Origin of the sequence: Pseudomonas bharatica (genome assembly GCF_048586865.1) — a bacterium.
GTDB classification, from domain to species: domain Bacteria; phylum Pseudomonadota; class Gammaproteobacteria; order Pseudomonadales; family Pseudomonadaceae; genus Aquipseudomonas; species Aquipseudomonas bharatica.
Genome location: NZ_JBMAWR010000005.1, coordinates 148,221 through 167,831, shown reverse-complemented (window position 1 = coordinate 167,831; position 19,611 = coordinate 148,221). Strand labels below are relative to the sequence as shown.

General features: G+C 64.4%; 18 protein-coding genes and 1 pseudogene. 8 read left to right on the top strand and 11 right to left on the bottom strand.

Features of this window, described 5'->3' with window-relative positions; translation table 11 throughout:
- Positions 1 to 91 precede the first annotated feature (91 nt).
- From ACKLLE_RS08825 to ACKLLE_RS08805, 5 genes are all read right to left on the bottom strand, one after another.
- Positions 92 to 2,797 carry a winged helix-turn-helix domain-containing protein gene (locus ACKLLE_RS08825; protein WP_420057641.1) on the bottom strand — a complete coding sequence of 902 codons (2,706 nt, stop codon included), beginning with the start codon at positions 2,795 to 2,797 and terminating at the stop codon, positions 92 to 94.
- A gap of 294 nt (positions 2,798 to 3,091) precedes the next feature.
- Positions 3,092 to 4,456, bottom strand: a complete 1,365-nt coding sequence (locus ACKLLE_RS08820; RefSeq protein WP_037062082.1) for a DUF1329 domain-containing protein — start codon at positions 4,454 to 4,456, stop codon at positions 3,092 to 3,094.
- Positions 4,457 to 4,485: 29 nt separating this feature from the next.
- A complete protein-coding gene (locus tag ACKLLE_RS08815; protein ID WP_064303626.1) occupies positions 4,486 to 6,366 on the bottom strand; it encodes a DUF1302 domain-containing protein in 1,881 nt (626 codons plus the stop codon).
- Between the two features lie 322 nt (positions 6,367 to 6,688).
- Positions 6,689 to 8,371, bottom strand: a complete 1,683-nt coding sequence (locus tag ACKLLE_RS08810) for a fatty acid--CoA ligase (protein ID WP_420057640.1) — start codon at positions 8,369 to 8,371, stop codon at positions 6,689 to 6,691.
- A 137-nt stretch (positions 8,372 to 8,508) separates the two neighbouring features.
- Positions 8,509 to 9,135: a LysE family translocator gene (locus ACKLLE_RS08805; RefSeq protein WP_009405884.1), complete on the bottom strand. Its 627-nt coding sequence runs from the start codon at positions 9,133 to 9,135 to the stop codon at positions 8,509 to 8,511.
- A 129-nt stretch (positions 9,136 to 9,264) separates the two neighbouring features.
- Between ACKLLE_RS08805 and ACKLLE_RS08800 the strand changes: the two genes are divergently transcribed.
- The 3 genes from ACKLLE_RS08800 to ACKLLE_RS08790 all read left to right on the top strand — a co-directional run bounded on the left by ACKLLE_RS08800 (position 9,265) and on the right by ACKLLE_RS08790 (position 12,111).
- The gene (locus ACKLLE_RS08800) at positions 9,265 to 10,221 is read left to right on the top strand and encodes a 2-hydroxyacid dehydrogenase (protein ID WP_064303623.1); all 957 of its coding nucleotides are present in this window, start codon (positions 9,265 to 9,267) and stop codon (positions 10,219 to 10,221) included.
- Positions 10,222 to 10,274: 53 nt separating this feature from the next.
- Entirely contained in the window at positions 10,275 to 11,273 is a 999-nt protein-coding gene (locus tag ACKLLE_RS08795; protein WP_420057639.1) for a methyltransferase, read from the top strand.
- 253 nt (positions 11,274 to 11,526) lie between these two features.
- A complete protein-coding gene (locus tag ACKLLE_RS08790; RefSeq protein ID WP_170395132.1) occupies positions 11,527 to 12,111 on the top strand; it encodes a TMEM165/GDT1 family protein in 585 nt (194 codons plus the stop codon).
- A 122-nt stretch (positions 12,112 to 12,233) separates the two neighbouring features.
- Here ACKLLE_RS08790 and ACKLLE_RS08785 read toward each other — a convergent pair whose 3' ends face one another.
- On the bottom strand, positions 12,234 to 13,049 hold the full coding sequence (locus ACKLLE_RS08785; RefSeq protein ID WP_420057638.1) for a M48 family metallopeptidase: 816 nt from the start codon (positions 13,047 to 13,049) through the stop codon (positions 12,234 to 12,236).
- Between the two features lie 157 nt (positions 13,050 to 13,206).
- On the opposite strand from ACKLLE_RS08785, the pseudogene ACKLLE_RS08780 reads away from it, so the two are divergent.
- Both ACKLLE_RS08780 and ACKLLE_RS08770 read left to right on the top strand, forming a co-directional pair.
- Positions 13,207 to 14,490, top strand: a pseudogene (locus ACKLLE_RS08780) (methyl-accepting chemotaxis protein); the annotation flags it as partial.
- Between the two features lie 15 nt (positions 14,491 to 14,505).
- Complete coding sequence (locus ACKLLE_RS08770; RefSeq protein WP_420057708.1) at positions 14,506 to 15,348, top strand: methyl-accepting chemotaxis protein; 843 nt, start codon at positions 14,506 to 14,508, stop codon at positions 15,346 to 15,348.
- A gap of 9 nt (positions 15,349 to 15,357) precedes the next feature.
- Here the strand turns inward: ACKLLE_RS08770 and ACKLLE_RS08765 are convergent, their stop codons facing one another.
- The 3 genes from ACKLLE_RS08765 to ACKLLE_RS08755 are packed head-to-tail and all read right to left on the bottom strand — an operon-like array spanning position 15,358 to position 16,431.
- Entirely contained in the window at positions 15,358 to 15,978 is a 621-nt protein-coding gene (locus tag ACKLLE_RS08765) for an SOS response-associated peptidase (RefSeq protein ID WP_420057636.1), read from the bottom strand.
- Positions 15,979 to 15,988: 10 nt separating this feature from the next.
- On the bottom strand, positions 15,989 to 16,249 hold the full coding sequence (locus ACKLLE_RS08760; RefSeq protein ID WP_009405902.1) for a putative signal transducing protein: 261 nt from the start codon (positions 16,247 to 16,249) through the stop codon (positions 15,989 to 15,991).
- Positions 16,249 to 16,431 carry a CPXCG motif-containing cysteine-rich protein gene (locus ACKLLE_RS08755; RefSeq protein ID WP_009405904.1) on the bottom strand — a complete coding sequence of 61 codons (183 nt, stop codon included), beginning with the start codon at positions 16,429 to 16,431 and terminating at the stop codon, positions 16,249 to 16,251. The genes ACKLLE_RS08760 and ACKLLE_RS08755 overlap by 1 nt, the downstream gene beginning before the upstream one ends.
- A 107-nt stretch (positions 16,432 to 16,538) precedes the next feature.
- Between ACKLLE_RS08755 and ACKLLE_RS08750 the strand changes: the two genes are divergently transcribed.
- Positions 16,539 to 17,705: a 1-acyl-sn-glycerol-3-phosphate acyltransferase gene (locus ACKLLE_RS08750; protein ID WP_420057635.1), complete on the top strand. Its 1,167-nt coding sequence runs from the start codon at positions 16,539 to 16,541 to the stop codon at positions 17,703 to 17,705.
- Positions 17,706 to 17,817: 112 nt separating this feature from the next.
- On the opposite strand, the gene ACKLLE_RS08745 is transcribed toward ACKLLE_RS08750, so the two are convergent.
- Entirely contained in the window at positions 17,818 to 18,078 is a 261-nt protein-coding gene (locus tag ACKLLE_RS08745; RefSeq protein WP_009405908.1) for a hypothetical protein, read from the bottom strand.
- A gap of 158 nt (positions 18,079 to 18,236) precedes the next feature.
- Between ACKLLE_RS08745 and ACKLLE_RS08740 the strand changes: the two genes are divergently transcribed.
- Positions 18,237 to 18,443 (top strand): hypothetical protein, encoded by a 207-nt coding sequence (locus tag ACKLLE_RS08740; protein ID WP_009405910.1) that lies wholly within the window; start codon positions 18,237 to 18,239, stop codon positions 18,441 to 18,443.
- 171 nt (positions 18,444 to 18,614) lie between these two features.
- Here ACKLLE_RS08740 and ACKLLE_RS08735 read toward each other — a convergent pair whose 3' ends face one another.
- Positions 18,615 to 19,199 (bottom strand): YajG family lipoprotein, encoded by a 585-nt coding sequence (locus ACKLLE_RS08735; protein ID WP_009405912.1) that lies wholly within the window; start codon positions 19,197 to 19,199, stop codon positions 18,615 to 18,617.
- Between the two features lie 171 nt (positions 19,200 to 19,370).
- On the opposite strand from ACKLLE_RS08735, the gene ACKLLE_RS08730 reads away from it, so the two are divergent.
- Complete coding sequence (locus tag ACKLLE_RS08730) at positions 19,371 to 19,604, top strand: hypothetical protein (protein ID WP_420057634.1); 234 nt, start codon at positions 19,371 to 19,373, stop codon at positions 19,602 to 19,604.
- Positions 19,605 to 19,611: the final 7 nt, after the last annotated feature.

The window sequence follows — 19,611 nt, the reverse complement described above, 5'->3', positions numbered from 1 at the left end:
TTTACCCGCGATTGCGATAGTGGATTCACCGACGCAATCGCGGGTAAACCCGCTCCCACAGGGTACGCGTGCAGCTTCAAGTACAACCCCGTTACAAAAGCCCCAGCGCCTTGGCCCGGGCCACGGCCTGGGTGCGCCGTTCGACTCCGAGCTTGCTGTTGATATGGCTGGCGTGGGTTTTCACCGTATGCAGCGAGATGAACAGTTGCTCGCTGATTTCCTGGTTGGAACAACCCTGGGCAATCAGCTTGAGGACCGACCTTTCGCGCGCGCTCAGGGTATCGGCGCCGGTGGTTTCCTGGCTGGGCAGCAACCCCAGCAGGCTGGCCTGGACCGGCCCCGCCGGCTGGGCCTGAAGCTGCTCGCGCAGCCATTGCGGATGCCCGACAAGCAAGCGCTGGAAAGGTTGCAACGCCCCGCCCCGCGCAGCTTCGAATGCCTGCAGCAGGCGCTCGCGCGCCTCCGCCTGGTCGCCCTGTGCCAGCAACAGGCCGACCTGCTGGCACAGGGCGGTCACGCAAAGCAGCTGCCCGCCACTGGCCTGCCCACGATTGACCAGGGCCTGCAACCGTTGCCCGGCCTGGGCGCTCCGGCCCTGGGCCTGTTCGAGCAAGGCCTGCTGCAACTCGATATGCAACGGCAGCAGCGGGTGGAATTCCGGCGCCGCTGCGGCTTGCTGGCCGCCATAGGTCTGGCTCAGGCGCAGCAACCAGGACTCGGCGAGATCGTTGCGTCCCTGGGCCAGCCACAGCTCGCATTTCACCAGAGTGATCATCGCCAGGTAGAAGATCGGCGGCACGTCCCAGATATGCATCAACCGTTCAGCTTCGGCCAGTTCGGCGAAGGCCTCGGCGAAGCGCCCTTCGCGACCGTCGAGGGTCGCCAGGGCGCAATGGCCGATCAGCACGCTGATGTCGCGACAGGCCCTGGCCTCGATCAGCCCGGCGCGCAGGCGGCTGCGACCGGCCTCCGGCTGCAGGCGTCCGATCAGCAGGTAGCCTTCGTAGAGCATCAACCGCGCACGCACCGCGTACAACCGCTGGGAAGACAGGCCACGCAGCCGCTGCAGGCCCTGGCTCACCTCGTCCATCGCCCGCAGTACTTCGCCCCGCGCGTGCAGGACGCGGGCGCGGTCGTAATGGGCCAGGGCTTCGAACAGCGGATTGCCGACCCGTTGCGCCAGCTCCAGGGCTTCGCGGTTCCAGCCGCGGGCACGCCAGAAATCGGCTTCGGCGATGGCCAGGTTGGACAATGTCGACAGGCACATCAGGCGCTGCCCGTAGCGCTTGTGCGGCAGGCTTTGCAGGGCCTGCTCGCAGTAGGACCGCGTGCGCTCGCGGTCACCGCGACCGCGGGCGATGATCCCGCTCAGGGCCAGCCATTGGGCGAGCATGGATTTCTGCGCCGTGGCCGACGGCGCCGGAAGGAAACGGCTCAGGTGGCTGGCCAGCTCTTCGGCGGCATCCAGTTGGCAGGCCAGGCCCAGGGCCCAACTGTACAGGACGATCAGCCGCGGGGTGCTGATGAGCAGGCTGTCGGGCAGGTCCATCTTCCAGCGCAGGAGCATGCCCACGTTCTGCTCGGCCAGCAGTTGCTCTTCGGAAAGGTTCTGCACCAGGTTGGCGGCCACGTCCAGGTGCCCGGCCCGCAGGGCCTGTTCCACCGCCTCGTCGAGCAGGCCCTGGCTGTGGAACCAGCGGCAGGCGCGCAGGTGCAGGCTCGACAACGGCAGGCTGGCCTGGCGGGTACGCAGCAGGTCGGAGAACAGATGGTGGTAGCGGAACCAGTAGCCATGCTCGTCCAGCGGCACCAGGAACACCTGGTGCGACTGCAGGAAACGCAGGATCTCGCTGCTGTCATGGCTTTCCCGCAGGGCGTCGCAGAGGTCGGCGCAGAAGCGGTCCTGGCAGGCGGTGTCGTTGAGGAAGGCCTGGACCTCGGGTGGCAGGCAGTCGATGACTTCTTCCAGCAGGTAATCGCGGATCAGCCCTTCGCCGCCGTGCAGCGCCTGGGGCAGATGGCTGTCGGTCCCGGACTCGTTGGCCGCCAGCAGCCAGAAACGCAGGCCGGCGACCCAGCCGTCGCTGCGCTGCACCAGGTTGTCCAGGGCCTGGCCGCGCAGCAGCGTGGGGTGCTGGCCGAGCACGGCGAAGGATTCGTCGGGGGTCAGGCGCAGGTCCTGTTCGGTCAGTTCCAGCAACTGGCGCGACAGGCGCAGGCGTGCCAGGTGCCAGTCCGGACGCAGGCGACTGGTGACCAGCAGGACCAGGCCCGGCGGCAAGTGATTGAGGAAAAACTGCAGGCAGCGATCGAGCACGGGGCCCTGCGCCAGGTGATAGTCATCGAGGACCAGCAGGATCGGCGCACCGTTTTGCAGATGGACGGCCAGTTCGTCCAGCAGCCCGTCGAGCCACTCCTCGAAGGCGAAGGGCTGATGTCGCTGGCGCATCTTCAGCAGGCCGAGCGCCTGGGCGCCCAGGCTCGGGCAATGTTGCTGAAGGCCTTCGAGCAGGCGCTCGAGGAAACGGCCTGGATCGGCATCGCGCTTGCTCAGGCCCAGCCACAGGCTGCGCCACTGCGCGGGCAGGCTTTGGCAGAACTCTACCGCGAGGGAGCTTTTACCGAAGCCGGCCGGCGCATTGACCAACAACAGGCGGCCGCCAAGGCCGGCCTGCAGTCGCTGGCACAGGCGTGCCCGCGGCACATGCCCTTCAGGCAGCGGCGGCCGGTAGAAACGCCCCTCCAGCGCAGATACGGTCTGGCCGGGGAATCCTTGCGTGCTGGACAGATCGGTCATGGCCGGCTCGTTTGTTGGAAAGTCTCGGCGACAGGGATTGCCGGAGACTAGCGGTTTACCCGGCATATTTGAAGGCGATTGCAGCAGGTAAGCCAAAAAAGACTACAACAAGAAGCAACAGGAATGACATTGATGGGGGGCAAGGGATGATTGCCTTGCAGGGAGGATTTGAGGGTGTTGCTGATGGCCTCATCGCTGGCAACGCCAGCTCCCACAGGATCCGGCGGTGCTTCACAAATCAAAACGCCCCGGCAAGCCGGGGCGTTCTGGGGGATCACACGGAGTAGGTGAAACTTAACGAATACCGCTCTGACGTAGGGCCGCCGGCTGGAAGTCAGCCTTGGAGGCGGTGAAGCCGAAGTCGTAGGCTTTCTTCTCTTCGTTCTTCATGCCCAGTGCCAGGTAACGGCCCGATTGCAGGTCGTAAATGGCCTCCAGGGTGTACCACGGGACCTGGACGTTGTAATAGTCCTGGGCATGGGCCTCGGACACACGCCACAGCTGGCCACGGCCGTCATACTGGTCGATCACCGCAGCTTGCCAGGTGTCCTCGTCGATGTAGAAGTCACGCTTGGCGTAGATGTGCCGCTGGCCCGGCTTCAGGGTGGCGACCACGTGCCAGACACGGCGCAGCTCGTAGCGGGTCAGGTCCTGGTTGATATGGCCCGGCTTGATGATGTCGGCGTACTTGAGGGTCGGCGAGTCCAGCTTGTAGGCGTTGGAGGCGATATACATCTCCTTCTTGCCTTCCAGTTTCCAGTCGTAGCGATCCGGCGCGCCGTTGAACATGTCGAGGTTGTCGGAGGTGCGCAAACCATCGGCGGCGGTACCCGGACCGTCGTACGACACTTGCGGTGCCTGGCGTACCCGACGCTGGCCGGCGTTGTAGATCCACGCCTTGCGTGGCTCCTTGACCTGGTCGAGGGTCTCGTGGACCAGCAGCACGGTACCGGCCAGACGTGCCGGGGCGGTCACTTCCTGCTTGAAGTAGAACAGCACGTTGCCCGGGTTGGCCGGATCGAAGTCCTTCATCCGGTCGCGGAAAACGAACTGGTCAGCGAAGTACACCAGGCTGTAGCTGCCGTTCTGCTGCGGCGTGGCCTGGGTCACCAAACGCGACACGCTGCCACCACGATAGCGGGTGATGTGGTTCCAGATGACTTCCACACCGCTTTTCGGAATCGGGAACGGCACGGCAACCTGGAAGTTGTTCAGGCCGTTGCCGCCCTCGACCAGGGTGGTCGCGGTAGCGTTCTTCTTGATCGCGGCAAAGACGTCGTCCGGTACGGTGGCGCCGCGGTGGGTCTTGTACACCGGGATCTTGAAGGTGTCCGGATAGCGCTTGAGCATGGCGATCTGCCCAGGAGCCAGCTTGTCCTTGTACTGCTCGACGTTCTGCGCGGTGATGGTGAACAGCGGCTTGTCGGTACCGTAAGGATCGGACAGGAAGCCCCGGGCATCGGCGCTGCCGGCAGTTTTCGACAGCGGCTCCCACGGGCCGATGGAGCCATCGGCATTACCGGCCTTTTCCGCGCCCATCGGGGTCAGGGTAGTGCCCAGCTTGGCGGCTTCGTCGGCGGAAACCGCGGCCATCACGCTGCTCGCCAGCAGGGACAGGCCCAGTACGCCGGCTTTCAGCAAAGTCTTGGTGCTTTTCATGGTCATGTGCTTCTTCCTGGAAAATGCGCTTAGAAGTTCACGCCGAAGCTGAGGGCGACGAAGTCGCGATCATCCACGGTGCTGTACTTGCCGTCGAAGAAGTTGGTGTACGACAGGCTGGCGGTGTAGGTGTTGAGGTAGTCGGCATCCAGGCCGAGGCTGATCGCCTTGCGACCTTCCTCGAAGTTGCCGCCAGGGCCAGGCGAGTAGCCGTCGACGTCGTGGGACCAGGCCACGCTCGGCTTGAGGTTCACGCCGGCGAACACGTCCGGGTATTCCCAGATCGCACGGCCGCGGTAGCCCCAGGAAGTACGGGTGGTGTAGCCGTCGTCTTCGCAGTTGCGCGTAAGGTTGGCGGTGGACGCTCCGTTGGCGGCACCGGCGATGGTGTTGGCGTTGAGCACCGCGCAGGTATTGCGGCCGGCGGTGGCTGGCAGAGGGCCAGGGCCGAAGACCGGGTCACGGCCGTAACGCACCTTGTCGCTGCTTTCCAGGCCACCCACCACGGTCATGCCGACTTCACCCACCAGCGTCAGGCGGCTGGCGCCCATCACCTGGTCGAAGAAGTGCGTGAAGGTGGTTTGCAACTGGGTCACTTCCTTGCGGCGATAGCCGTGCAGGTCCTGGCCCGGTTGGCCCTTGAGCAGGGATGCGTTGCTCAGGCCGAATGCCGGTGGCAAGGCGGTGACGCCGGCATACAGGATGTCGGTGGTGTTCAGCTGTACCGGAGCATTGGGACGGTAGCTGATCTCGCCGCTCCACGCAGTACCGGTGGGCAGCGTGGTGGAGAAGCTCAGGCCGTAGAGACGGATGTCCTCCGGATATTCGACGAAGTACTTCGAGTTGCCGGCGACGATGACCGGAGCCAGGGCCCCGGAGGCTGCTGCCGCCGTGTAGGCCGCCTGCGGAGCACCGGTTGCGCTGAAGATCGGCGACCGGCTGTGATAGTTCATGGCGTACAGGCCGAACTCGGTGTTCAACGGCTCGAACATGTAGCGCAGCGCCACACCGAACTGCCCGCTGTCGCGTGCGTCGCGGTCGGGTCCGCGGGCGACCTTCACCCCTTCTTCGTTTACATCGATGCCCCGGCTGCGCAACAGCGCCTGCACAGGTGCCGACAGGGCACGGCTGCTGGACAGTACGCGCAGGTTGTCGGAGCAACCATCGGCAATCACGTCCGGCTGCGAGAAGAAGGTGCCGCAGTTGTCCACTACGGTCTGGTCCCATTCGAGCTGGTAGAAGGCTTCGGCCGAGAGGTTGTCGGTCAGGCTCTGGGAGAAATAGAACATGTTGACCGGGATCAGGCCTTCCTTGATCTCGGAACCCGGGCGACGGAACGCGGCCACGTCGATCGGGTTGATGGCGTTGATGCCGCTGCCGATGAAGGTACTTTCACCCCAGCTCACCACCTGCTTGCCCAAACGTACGGAGCCCGGCTGATCGGCGATGGAATAGTTGTGATAGACGAATGCGTCGAGAATCTGCCCGCCGGAGGACTGTGCCCCCTCCTTGCGGTTGGAGTCGCTGATGTCCTTGAACTCGCGGTGCTCGTCCTTCAGCTCGAAGTCATACCAGTACTTGCCGCGCACGAAGACACCGGTGTCGCCGTACTTCAGCTCCAGGTCATGGATACCCTTGAAGATTTTCGAGAAGGTTTCACCGCGCTTGAAGTTCAGGTGACCGTCGTCGGAGGTCTGGGACAGGCCCTTGCCGCCGTTGTTCACCCCGATCAGGTTCTTGTTCGGGCTTTGCGTGGACCAGCTGGCGCCGACCGACAGCGACGAGTCGAAGCTGCCCTCGATCTCCCCGATGTTGAAACTGACCGCGAATGCAGGGCTTGCAAGCGTAGAAGCGAGGCTGACGGCCAGGGGCAGTTTTGCCCGGCGCCAGAACAGATTTACTGATGTCATCGACGCTACTCCATGTACTTTATTTTTATGGCAGTGAGTCCTTCAAAGAAACGAGGCCGATCGGTCGCCAGTTGGCAGGGCGTGTCGGTTGCGCAGTTGCGCGGTCCCCATTCCTCAAAATCCCCTGACCCGACTATAGCCAGCAGGTAGTAGTGCTTGATCCCTCTAAAGTGTGATTTGCACATCACCCTCGCCCGTGCTGCTGCCAGAGCGGGCGACACGAGGACTGGCCGGGCAAAGAATGGCTGATATTTTTCATTTCACAAGGCGGCGAAGCGTCTGCAACACGGCTCGCGCCGGCCAGGGCGCGAGCCGGAGCGGCTCACAGGGTGGAAAGAAATGCGCTGTTGCTGGCCTGCCATTCGATGATGTCGACGCGGATGCGCTTCTTGTCCAGCTTGCCGACGCTGGTCTTGGGAATTTCGGTAACAACGGCGATCTGGCTGGGGATCGCCCACTTGTTGATATGCCCCAGCTCGACGAACGGCTTGAGGTGCTCCTTCAAGACCCGGGCGTCGATGCTGGCCCCTTCGTGCACCACCAGCAGGGCGAACGGGCGCTCGCCCCACTGCGGATCGGCAACGCCCACCACTGCCACTTCGCGCACTGCGGCATGGCGGCTGATCAGGTCTTCCAGGTCCAGCGACGAGATCCACTCGCCACCGGTCTTGATCACGTCCTTGATGCGGTCGCGGATATCGATCACGCCCATGGCGTCGAGGGTGGCGACGTCACCGGTATGCAGCCAGCCACCGGCCCACAGTTCCTCGCTCTTCTCCGGCTCGCGGAAGTAGCCCATGGTCAGCCACGGCGCCCGCAATACCAGTTCGCCCTGGGACTCGCCATCGGCGGGCAGGAAGTTGCCGTCGCCATCGATGATCGCCGCCTCGACCAAGGGTACCGGCACGCCGGCCTTGATCCGGTAGGTGATGCGCTCGTCCTCGCTGCCGGCCAGCAATTCTTCGTTGAGGTGGGCGCAGGAAATCAGCGGGCAGGTTTCCGACATGCCGTAGGCCGCCGTCAGCTGGATGCCACGGGCCTTCGCCGCCTCGTACAGGGCACGGTTCAGCGCGCTGCCGCCGATGATGATCTTCCAGCCGCCGAAGTCTTCGTTCTGCGCGTTCTTGCAGTGCAGCAGCATCTGCAGGATGGTCGGCACGCAGTGGGAGAAGCTGACCTTCTCCTCGCGCCATAGCCGGACCAGCATGTCCGGCTCGTAGCGCCCGGGATACACCTGCTTGAGCCCGAGCATGGTGGCCACGTAGGGAATGCCCCAGGCATGCACGTGGAACATCGGGGTGATCGGCATGTACACATCGTCGGTGCCGAGCAGGCGCACGCTGTCGATGCTGCCGGTAACAGTGGCCACGCCCATCGTGTGCAGGACCAGTTGCCGATGGGTGAAGTACACCCCCTTGGGGTTGCCGGTGGTGCCGGTGGTGTAGAAGGTGGTGGCGACGGAGTTCTCGTCGAAATCCGGGAAGTCGTAGTGAGGGCTGGCGGCGGCCAGCAGTTGCTCGTACTCGCCCACCAGGTTGGGCAGTTCGGCGGTTTTCTCCTCGCCGTCGGTCAGCAGCAGGGTGTTTTGCACCGTGGTCAGTTGCCCGGCGATGGCCTGGTAGAGCCCGACGAAATCGCTGTTGACCAGCACGAAGCGGTCTTCGGCGTGGTTCATGGTGTAGAGGATCTGTTCTGGCGACAGCCGCACGTTGATGGTGTGTACCACCGCGCCGATCATGGGGATGGCGAACATGCATTCCAGGTAGCGATGGCTGTCCCAGTCCATCACCGCCACGGTGTCCCCGGCCTTGACCCCGGCCTCGGTGAGGACGTTGGCCAGGCGCGCAATGCGCTCGTTGAGGGTCGGGTAGCTGTAGCGCAGCTGGTCGCGATAGACGATCTCGCGGGTTTTCTCGTAGCGGCTGCCGGACATCAGCAAGCGCTTGATCAGCAGCGGGAACTGGTAGGCACCCTGGGCGGGAGCAATGACACGAGTCTGCAACATGGGAATCCCTTTTCTGGAGTTGCACGAGGCATTGGACACATGGTCCTTACTCTAGAACGGGGCTGCGGCGGCAAAATCAGCCAAAGGAATGATTTGGCCGCCTCCCGACCCGACGGGCATGCCGTCGGGCACTTCGGTCAGCGCATTTCGCTGAAGGCGATCCTGATTCCCAGGGCGATCAGCACCGCCCCCATCGCACGGTCGAACCAATGCCCCATGCGGGCGAAGGTGGCGCGCACACGGGCCTGGCTGAACAGCATCGCGACCAGGCAGAACCAGAGGCCGGTCGCCAGGGCCAGGTAGACGCCATAACCGGCCTGGACCAGCAGCGGGGTGTGCGGGTCGATGACCACGGTAAACAGGGACAGGAAGAACAGGGTCGCCTTGGGGTTGAGGCCATTGGTCATGAAACCGGCGATCCAGGCCGCCCGTGGAGTGCGTTCGACCGTGGAGACCTGCACCGCCTCGCCGGCAGCGGCCGGACGCGCGCGCAAGGCCTTGAACCCGATGTACACCAGGTAGGCCGCGGCGGCCCATTTCAGCGCATTGAACAGCATGATCGACTGCGACACGATCAGGCCGATGCCCAGCAGCGAATAGCCGACATGCAGGAAGATCGCCGTGCCGACGCCAAAGGCGGTCCAGGTACCGGCGCGGCGGCCGTGGGTAACACTTTCCCGCACTACTACGGCAAAGTCGGGACCAGGGCTGGCCACGGCGAGCAGGTGGATAAGTGCGACGGTGAGGAATTCTGCCCAGTACATCGGTGAAGGCTCCTGGTGAGAAAGAGGGCGCTTACCTTAACACCTTGTTACAACTTGGGTTGCGGGGATGGCGTCATCACCCCGATCATCTGCCTTCATCGAACGCCACCACCTTCCAGGAGCCCCGCCATGACCCACGCCGTCTTTCTCGACCACAGCTCGCTGGACCTGGGCGATCTCGACCTCAGCGGCCTGCGCGAGAGTTTCAGCCGCCTGGACGTGCACGCCTCCACCGCGCCGGAACAGGTGGTGGAGCGCTTGCAAGGGGCCAGCGTGGCGATCAGCAACAAGGTGGTGCTGGACGCCGCTGTGATCCAGGCCTGCCCGGAGCTGAAACTGATCCTGGTGGCCGCCACCGGCACCAACAATATCGACCTGCAGGCCGCCCGCGCGCGCGGTATCGTCGTCAGCAATTGCCAAGGCTACGGCACGCCGTCGGTGGCCCAGCACACCCTGGCCCTGCTGCTGGCCCTGGCGACCCGCCTGCCGGATTACCAGCGCGCGGTGGCCGACGGCAAGTGGAGCCAGGCCAAACAGTTCTGCCTGCTGGACTTCCCCATCGTCGAGCTGGAAGGCAAGACCCTCGGCCTGCTCGGCCATGGCGAACTGGGCGGCGCAGTGGCGCGCCTGGCCGAGGCGTTCGGCATGCGCGTGCTGATGGGCCAGTTGCCCGGCCGCCCGGCGCGCAACGACCGCCTGGGCCTCGAAGAACTGTTGCCGCAGGTGGATGCCCTGACCCTGCATTGCCCGCTCAACGACAACACGCGCAACATGATCGGCGCCGCGCAACTGGCCTTGCTCAAGCCCGGGGCCTTCGTCGTCAACACCGCCCGCGGCGGGCTGATCGACGAACAGGCCCTGGCCGACGCCCTGCGTGCCGGGCACCTGGGCGGAGCAGCCACCGATGTGCTCACGGTGGAGCCGCCGGTCAACGGCAATCCGCTGCTGGCAGCCGATATCCCGCGCCTGATCATCACCCCGCACAGCGCCTGGGGCGCGGTGGAAGCGCGCCAGCGCATCGTCGGTCAACTGGCCGAGAACGCCCGGGCCTTTCTCGCCGGAGCGCCGCGCCGCGTGGTCAGCTGATAAAGGCCGGCTTCTGCTAGAATTCGCCCCTTTTTTCTCAGGAGCCGCCGTCCATGGACCCGCGCAGTGAAGTGTTGCTTCGTCAGGCCGATCTGTTCACCGGCCCGCTGTTGCTCGCCGGCTTGCCCGCCGACAGCCTGCTGGGCAGCTTTGCCCAGGCGCATGGCTGGAGCTGGCATGCCGGCGACCAGGCACTGCTCGATGCACGTTTCGCCGGGCGCAGCCATTACGGGGTAGAAGTGCCGGACGTCGCCTTCGAGGCAGCCGTAGTGTTCCTGCCCAAGTCCCGGGACCTCGCCAACTATTTGCTCAACGCCCTCGCCTCGCGCCTGGGCGGGCGCACCTTGTACCTGGTCGGCGAGAAACGCGGCGGCATCGAGGGCGCGGCGAAGCAACTGCATGCCTTCGGCAAACCACGCAAGCTCGACAGCGCCCGGCATTGCCAGCTCTGGCAGGTGACGGTGGAGAACCCGCCGGTGGCGCAACCGCTGGACAGCCTGGCCCTGCGCTTCGAGTTGCCGCTAAGCGATGGCCCGCTGCACGTGGTCAGCCTGCCGGGGGTCTTCAGTCATGGCCGCCTGGACCGGGGCACGGCCCTGCTGCTGCAGCATCTGGACGGCCTGCCGACGGGCCATGTGCTGGATTTCGGCTGCGGTGCCGGGGTGCTTGGCGCGACCATCAAGCGGCGTTATCCACAGAGCCGGGTCACCCTGCTCGACGTCGATGCCTTCGCGGTTGCCAGCAGCCGCCTGACCCTGGCCGCCAACGGGCTGGAGGGCGACGTCATCAGTGGCGACGGGATCGACGCGGCCCCGCGTTCGTTGAATGTGATCCTGAGCAATCCGCCGTTTCACACCGGCGTCCACACCAATTACCAGGCCTCGGAAAACCTGCTGAAAAAATCAGCCGATCATCTGGAAAAAGGTGGGGAAATGCGCCTGGTGGCGAACAGTTTCCTGCGCTACCCGCCACTTATCGAAGCGGCCCTGGGCAACTGCGAGACGCTGGTCCAGGCCGACGGTTTCAAGATTTACCGGGCATTGCGCAACTGAAAAACAGCGCTTGCACAAACCGATCGGCGCGGGCAGAATCCGCCCCGTCCTAGGGGAGTAGTCTCCCGCGAGCGCCCTGCTCGCATGGTGTGACGTCAACATACTTGGTCCACAGACCATGGCGCGCACGACCCACGATCCGCACCAGACGGATCCAGGGTTTGACAAGACCTATGACACGCACACCTTACCCGGGGCGGGGAGGTTGTACGTGTCATAGCCGTGTCGACCCGCCCCCGTAGGAATCCTGATGCTGGAATCGCTGCTCGTCCCCACCGGAATCGTTGCCCTCGCTGAAATCGGCGACAAGACGCAACTGCTTGCCCTCATTCTCGCCGCGCGCTTCCGCAAGCCCTGGCCGATCATCGCCGGCATCGTTGCCGCGACCCTGGCCAACCATGCCGCCGCCGGTGCCGTCGGGGCCTGGGTGGGCAGCTTCTTCAGCAATGTCACCCTGCACTGGATCCTGGCCGCGAGCTTCCTCGCAACCGCCGCCTGGACGCTGATTCCGGACAAGATGGACGACGACGAAGCCAGTACCGCGAAGCGCTACGGGCCGTTCCTGACCACACTGATCGCATTCTTCCTTGCCGAGATCGGCGACAAGACCCAGGTCGCCACGGTGATGCTGGCGGCGCAGTATCCGCATCTGATCATGGTGATCATCGGCACCACCCTGGGCATGCTGATTGCCAACGTGCCGGTGGTATTGGCCGGCAACTTCGCCGCGGAAAAACTGCCGTTGACCCTGATCCGCCGACTGGCGGCGAGTGCGTTCGCGGTGCTGGCGCTGATCGCCGTGTACTCGGCGATGCAGGCCAGTGGCTGGGTGGGCTGACACGATCGAGAGAATTGAAACAAAACCCTGTGGAAGCGGGTTTACCCGCGATTACGCCGGTGAATTCACCATCGCAATCGCGGGTGAACCCGCTCCCACAGGGATCGGCGCAGGCCTGAGATTTACTTTTTCGCCTGCTCGTACAGCGGCATTACCTTCGGAATCGCCGCCTGCAACGAGGCAATGCGGCTATCCGAAGCCGGGTGGGTGCTCATGAACTCCGGCGGTGCCTCGCCCCCCGAGGCCTGGGCCATCTTGTTCCACAGGGTGATCGCGGCGTTCGGGTTGTAGCCGGCGCGGGCCGCCAGCTCCAGGCCGATCAGGTCGGCCTCGTTTTCGTTGCTGCGGCTGTTGGGCAGGGTCAGGCTGTACTGCACGACGGTGTCCGCCAGTTGCAGGCTGTCTTCGCCCAGGCCGAGCAAGGCACCGGCGCCGGAACGCGCCATCTGGATGCCATAGGCCTTGGACATCGCTTCGCGCCCGTGCTCACGCAGGGCGTGGGCGATTTCATGGCCCATCACCGCGGCGATTTCATCGTTGGTCAGCTTCAGCTTGTCGATCAGGCCCGTGTAGAAAATGATCTTGCCGCCAGGGCCGCAGTTGGCGTTGAGCTCGTCGCTCTTGATCAGGTTGACCTCCCACTGCCATTGCGCCGAATCCGGGCGGAATTTCGGCGCCTGGGCGATCAGGCGATCGGCGATGGCCTGGATCCGCTTGGCATTGGCGCTGGTCTTGTCCAGCACACCCTTGCCGGACGCCTCGCCAAGGGTCTGCTGGTAGGACTGGGCGTACATCTGGTTGACCTGGTCGGTCGACAGCATGCTGAACATGTACTGCTTGCGCTCGACCCCGACCGCGCCGCCGCTGGTGGTGTTCACGGCCTGGCAACCGGCCAGGATCGAAGCGCCCAAAGCACCGACAACAATCAATCTACGCATGAAAAAACTCCCTTCTGACATGGGCCGTATCCTAGGACGGTGCCAGTGATCGCGCCACAACCGTAAGCAAAGATTTCTCTCAGACCGCCTAATGATTTAGTGGTTTCGCGCCGATAACAGCGGAGCAAGGCGACCTTCCCCTGCGTTCGGAGCTCCCATGAAGTTCAAGTCGATCCAGTTTTCCGTTGCCGCCCTGGCGGGCGCTATCGTGTTGAGTATCGTCGCGGCACTGGTGCTGTATGCAGTGATTTCCGGGGCCCGGACCCAGGACCTGGTGGAACGCCGGACCCAGGAGCAGTTCGATGCGGTGATCGAACAGCGCCTCACTGCCCTGGCCCAGACCCAGGCCAGCCAGATTCTCCGGCGCCTGGAAGCGCCACTGTTGATCACCCGCGGCATCGCGACCACCAATGCCCAGATCGGCCTGAAGGACGAAGCCGGCAACTCGCGCCTGAAGGTCGAGCGCGAGCAGTTGATCGGCCTGCTCAAGCAGACTCTTGTGGATAACCCGCTGCTGCTGGGCACCTATGTCGCCTGGGAGCCGAATGGCGTCGACCGTAATGACGGCAGCTATGTCGGCACCACGGTCGAAGGCATCGATCCGGCCAATGGCCGCTTCCAGCCCTGGTGGTACCGCAATACCGACGGCAGCCTCGCCCTTGAGAAACTGGTCGACCTGAGCAACGACACCCTGCTCTCCACCGGCGTGCGCGCCAGCGAGTATTACCTGTGCTCGAAGGAAAGCAAGCGGGCCTGCGTTATCGACCCGGCGCCATACAAGGTCGGCGACAAGATGGTGATGCTCGCCTCCTTTATCCAGCCGATCCTGGTCGACGGCCAGTTCCACGGCATCGTCGGTGCCGACCTGTCGGTGAACTTCATCCAGGACCTGCTCAAGGCTGCCGACGCGCAGCTCTACGACGGTGCCGGCGAGCTGGCGCTGGTCGCCAACAACGGCCGCCTGGTCGCCTATACCAAGGACGAAGGCAAGTTCGGCGAGAAGGCCAGCGATGTCCTGCCCGCCGCCGACACCGCCGGCCTGGGCAAGCTCAGCGGCGACGCCCTGCGCTATGAACTGGACCGCGACGGCGGGCAGATCCGCCTGTTCCTGCCGTTCCAGATCGGCGATACCGCGCAGCGCTGGACCCTGCTGATCGACCTGCCGCTGAGCGCGGTGATGGCCGACGCCGAGAAGATGCAGAACGAACTGAGCGAGCAACGCCGCACCGACCTCACCGGCATGACCCTGGTCGGCCTGGCCATCGCTGCCCTCGGCCTGCTGGTCATCTGGCTGCTGGCCCACGGCATCGCCCGCCCGCTGCGGCAGATGGTGGCGATGCTCGACGATATCGCCCAGGGCGAAGGCGACCTCACCCGCCGCCTGCACAGCGACCGCGCCGACGAACTGGGTTCGATCGCCAAAGGCTTCAACACCTTCCTCGGCAAGCTGCAGACCATGATCAGCCAGGTGGTGACGTCGGTGCAGAAGGTCAGCGACTCGTCGGAGCACACCGCCGACATCGCCATCCGTACCAACCAGGGCGTGCACAAGCAGATGGCGGAGATCGATCTGGTCGCTACCGCCGTCCATGAAATGACCGCCACCGCCCAGGACGTCGCGCGCAATGCCACCCATGCCGCGCAGGCCGCGAGCAACGCCGACCAGGCGGCCAACCAGGGCCTGTCGATCGTGCGCGACACCTCGCAGTCCATTACCGCGCTGGCCGACGAGATCGGCCGCGCCGTGGGCGTGGTGCAGACCCTGGCCCGGGACAGCGAGAACATCAATGCGATCCTCGTGGCAATCCGCGCCATCGCCGAACAGACCAACCTGCTGGCCCTCAACGCCGCCATCGAAGCAGCCCGGGCCGGTGAGCAGGGTCGTGGCTTCGCCGTGGTCGCCGACGAAGTGCGCAACCTGGCGCAGAAAACCCAGCAGGCCACCGAAGAAATCCAGCAGATGATCCAGCAACTGCAGCAAGGCACACGCGATGTCGTGCGGGTGATGGAGGACAGCCAGGGCAAGACCGACATCAGCGTGCAGCAGGCGGCGAAGGCTGCGGATGCGCTGGAAAGCATCACCCGCGCGGTGTCGGTGATCAATGACATGAACACCCAGATCGCCAGTGCCGCCGAGGAACAGAGCGCGGTGGCCGAGGATATCAACCGCAACGTGATCAATATCGGCCAGGTCGCCAACGAAGTGGCCGGCGGCGCCGACGAGTCGAGCAGCGCCAGTGCCGAGCTGACCAAGCTGGCGGAGCAGCAGCGCCGGCTGATCAACCAGTTCCGCGTTTGACACAGGGCATCATGCCGGGGTCAGGCACTCCGGCGCATCGAGCCTGGGATCATTGACGAAGTTGGCCAGCACCCGCTCGCGCAAGGCGGCGGGCGGACTGGCCAGCAGGGCATGGAGGTCGGCCAGCGGGGTCTCGGGATCCAGCCAGGCGGCCTGTCCTGCCGTATCGAGGATCAACGGACGGCGCTGGGTCATGGCCGGCTGGGTCACCACCGCCGTACTCAGCCAGACCTGCTCCTGCACCGGATACGCTTCCCAGATCGCCGCGAAGAACAACGACGCGCCCTCCCCTGGCGTCAGCCAGTACGGGCGCTTGCGCGCGGTGCCGCGCCATTCGTAGAAACCGTTGGCCGGCAGCAGGCAGCGGCGTTTGGCGAAAGCGTCGCGGAACATCGGCTGGTCGGCCAGGGTTTCGGCGCGAGCGTGGGCCGGAGTGCGGGTCAGGTCGGTGAGCCAGGACGGCGTCAGGCCCCAGCGGGCACGGGCCAGGGTCAAGCGGTCGGCTTCGCGGCGCTGGATCAGTACCTGGGCACCCGGGGAGATGTTCCACTGCGCCTTCTGGTCAGCAGGGAAGCCGGGCAGCGCGGCGAAGGCCGGCGACCAGCGAAAGAGAGCGTAGCGTCCACACATCAGGCAAAACCTAGCAAATCAGGATTCCGGGGAAACTCTCCGGCTCGTCGCCAGGAAGCGGCTGGGCAGCATTGTACGCGGCGATCAGTTGCCGTGCGTACTCGGCCTGGTCATCCGGCACGGCAAGGCCGAGCAAGCCCTGCAACGGCAGCTCGCCGATACCGCCCATCAGGTCGCGGCCGACCAGATGGGCATCCACGCCTTCGTTGCCGAGCATGCCCAGCAGGACTTCGGCTTCCAACAGGTTTTCCGGATCGTAGATTCGCTGCATCAATCATTCTCGGCTTTCACGTCGAGCATCCATTCGTCACCGTGCACCTGCAGGATGAAGAGGACCGGCTTGCAGCAGACCTGGCAATCTTCAATGTACTGCTGGTCGCCGCCCGAGAGGTCGACGGTGGTTTCCACTTCTTCACCGCAATAGGGACAATCGTAGATCGCAGTTTCGAGCATCGCGGCCTCCGCGGTTACTTATGCGTATAATTGCCGGTCCTGCGCCCCGAGCCCGGATTTGCGGCGCAGCCCTACCCTTTACCCTAGTCGTTTCACAACAAGAGAGCATGATGGGCGAATTCGATGCCATCCGACCCTATGACGACGCTGAAGTCCCTGCCGTTCTGGCACGCCTGCTCAGCGATCCGGCATTCCTCGATATCCTGACCCGGTTCCGCTTTCCGCGGATGGCCAATGGCTTCGGCTGGCTGCTCAAGCCGCTGATCGCCCGGCGCCTGCGCAAGGAGTTCGCCGGGGTGAAGTGTGTGGCAACCCTGCAGGACAAGGTCGAGTTCTACGTCGATCACACCATCGAACGGGCCACCGACGGTGTTACCTACACCGGCGTCGAGCAGTTCAAGTCGGGCACCGCCTATCTGTTCCTGGCCAACCACCGTGACATCGTCATGGACCCGGCCTTCGTCAACTACGCCGTGTACCACGCCGGCCTGCCGACCCCGCGCATCGCCATCGGCGACAACCTGCTGCAAAAGCCGTTCGTCAGCGACATGATGCGCCTGAACAAGAGCTTCATCGTGCACCGCTCCATCAGCGGCCGGCGCGAGAAGCTGGCGGCCTACCAGTTGCTTTCGGCCTACATCAACCACTCGATCCGCAAAGACGGCGCGTCGATCTGGATCGCCCAGGCCGAGGGCCGGGCCAAGGACGGCGACGACCGTACCGATTCGGCGATCCTCAAGATGTTCCACATGAGCCGCAAGGACGAGCCGTTCGGCGAGGTGATCCAGTCGTTGAACCTGAGCCCGGTGTCGATCAGCTATGAATACGACCCGTGCGACCAGGCCAAGGCCCGCGAGCTGTATATCCGCGCGACCACCGGCACCTACACCAAGGCGCCGGGCGAGGACGACCTGAGCATCGGCCTGGGCATCACCGGCTACAAGGGCCGGGTGCATATCAACTTCAACGCGCCGGTGACTGCGCTGTTCGAGGACACCAAGCAACTGGCGGCGCATATCGACAGGCAGATTCTCGGCGGCTACCGGTTGTTCCCGGTGCACTACCTGGCGTATGCGCAATGGGCGGACGCTGACCCGCAATTGCAGGTGCCGAAGGCCAACGAGGTGTTCGGTGCCGAAGAGCTGGCCAAGGCCCAGGCGGAGTGGCAACGGCGGCTGGAGGCTTGTCCTGAAGAGCACCGGCCATACCTGGTGTTGCAATATGCGATGCCGGTGCGCAATCAGTATCGGGTCAAGGCCGGGTTGCCTTTGTAAGGTCAATGCAAGACCTTGTGGGAGCGGGTTCACCCGCGATGACGCCAGTGAATTCACCATTGCAATCGCGGGTGAACCCGCTCCCACAGGGTACAGAGTTGCTCTTACGAGCTCAGATCCAGGTACTGACCCACGACAACAGCAGGGCCATCGCCAGGAAGGCAAAGCCCATGCTGTAGTGGAAGCGATTGACCCGCTGGGTCAGCAGGTCGATCGCCGCTTCACCTGCGGGCAGGCTGTTCATGGCCCGCGCCGCGCGGCGGCGGGCGCCGTGCAGGAGCAGGCCCGCCGGGCAGGTGAGCACAAGGGCGAACAGGTTGATGAGTTTGGCCGGGTGGGCAACGAACAGCCCCCAGAGCATTTGCAGCGACATCGCCTTACCTCGAATTGACCACGATTGCATCGGAACGCGCGCATTCTACCCAAGCGCCCGGCTCGCGCTCGTGCTTTGCGACCAAATGACCGGCGCCGTCATACGTTCGTCATGATCCCGGGCCACCCTGTCGCACTCGCAACGCACAGGAGCTTGTCATGCTGCACGCCGAAAACCAGGATCGCCTCTATCTGATTGCCCAGAGCGAGGAGCAGGAAGCGCTGATCGACGGTTTGGCCTTCAATGTCCAGGACCGCCAGTGGCTGGTCTATTGCGCGCTGGGCGGCCACCAGCACGAGCATTTGCCGGAGATCGACAGCCAGACCGGCATCAGCGTGCTCGATTTCTACGTCGAGGCAGCCTGAAGGATCAGAACAGCACCACGCCCCCTGTGGGAGCGGGTTTACCCGCGATTGCGTCGGTGAGCCCACTACCGCAATCGCGGGTGAACCCGCTCCCACAGGGGGCGTGTAGCCCAGAAGAAAAAGCCCGCGCCCTGATACAGGACGCGGGCTTTTGCGTTTCTGCGGTAAGGCTTACTCGCCCAGCACCTGACCGATGGTCGGGTCCTTGAACAGGCGGGTCAGCGCATCGCTGAGCACGTCGCTGACCAGCTTGGTATTGGTTTCCTGGTTCGGCGCCATGCCGAAGCGCTGGTCCAGGGACGCACCGTAACGGCCGCTGTAACGACGGTTGGCGTTGTTAACGTCAGCCTTGAAGGTGGCGCCGATGGTCGCTTCGGTGACGTACATGCCCTCTTTCGGCGACTGGTATTTCAGTTCCGCCAGGGTCACGGTCAACTGCGGCGCATTGTAGGCATTCGGCGTCGGGGTGAAGCCGAGCAGACGCACGGCAGCTTCGGCCTGTGCCTGCAGCTTGGGCAGCACATCATTGCCGGTCACGGTGATGGCGCTGGTTTCCGGGTACAGGCCGCCGCGGGTGCCGAGGGTCTGGGTGCCACGCCCATCGACAACCCGCACCACCACCGGCTGGCCATGGCCGACGGGAGCGAGCTGGGCGGTGAGTTTCGGTTGCGGGCTGAGTTGTTGCGGACTATGGGCACAACCCACCAGGGTCAGGCTGGTCACAGCGATCAAACCGAACAACAAACGTTGCAACATGCTCATCTCTCCTGGAATGGCGAAAAAGGGCGCCAGTATACCCAGCGCCCGCGGCGCCAGTCATCGGATCCCTGCAGGGTAAGACCCTTCTTTCATCCACGGATTCCGCTGTCACACGCACTTCATCATCACCGGCTTATCCTTGCGCCAGCCCCCACAAGGTACTTCGCCATGAACAGCTTCTGGTCCCTGCTCTTCAAGCGCCAGCCACAACGCCACTTCGCCCGCCTCGATGCCAGTGGCCTGTGCCAGGCATTCAAGTGCTGCGAGCTGCCGCCCGTCGGCGCCGGCTGGGTCGAAGTCAACGAGCCCGCGCTGTGCTGGCTGAACCGCCCCCTGCCCGCCAGCGCCCGGCTGGTGCAGCGTCGTCGTGGCAATCTGCTGCGGCGCACGCTGGCCGCCTGACGGGCGC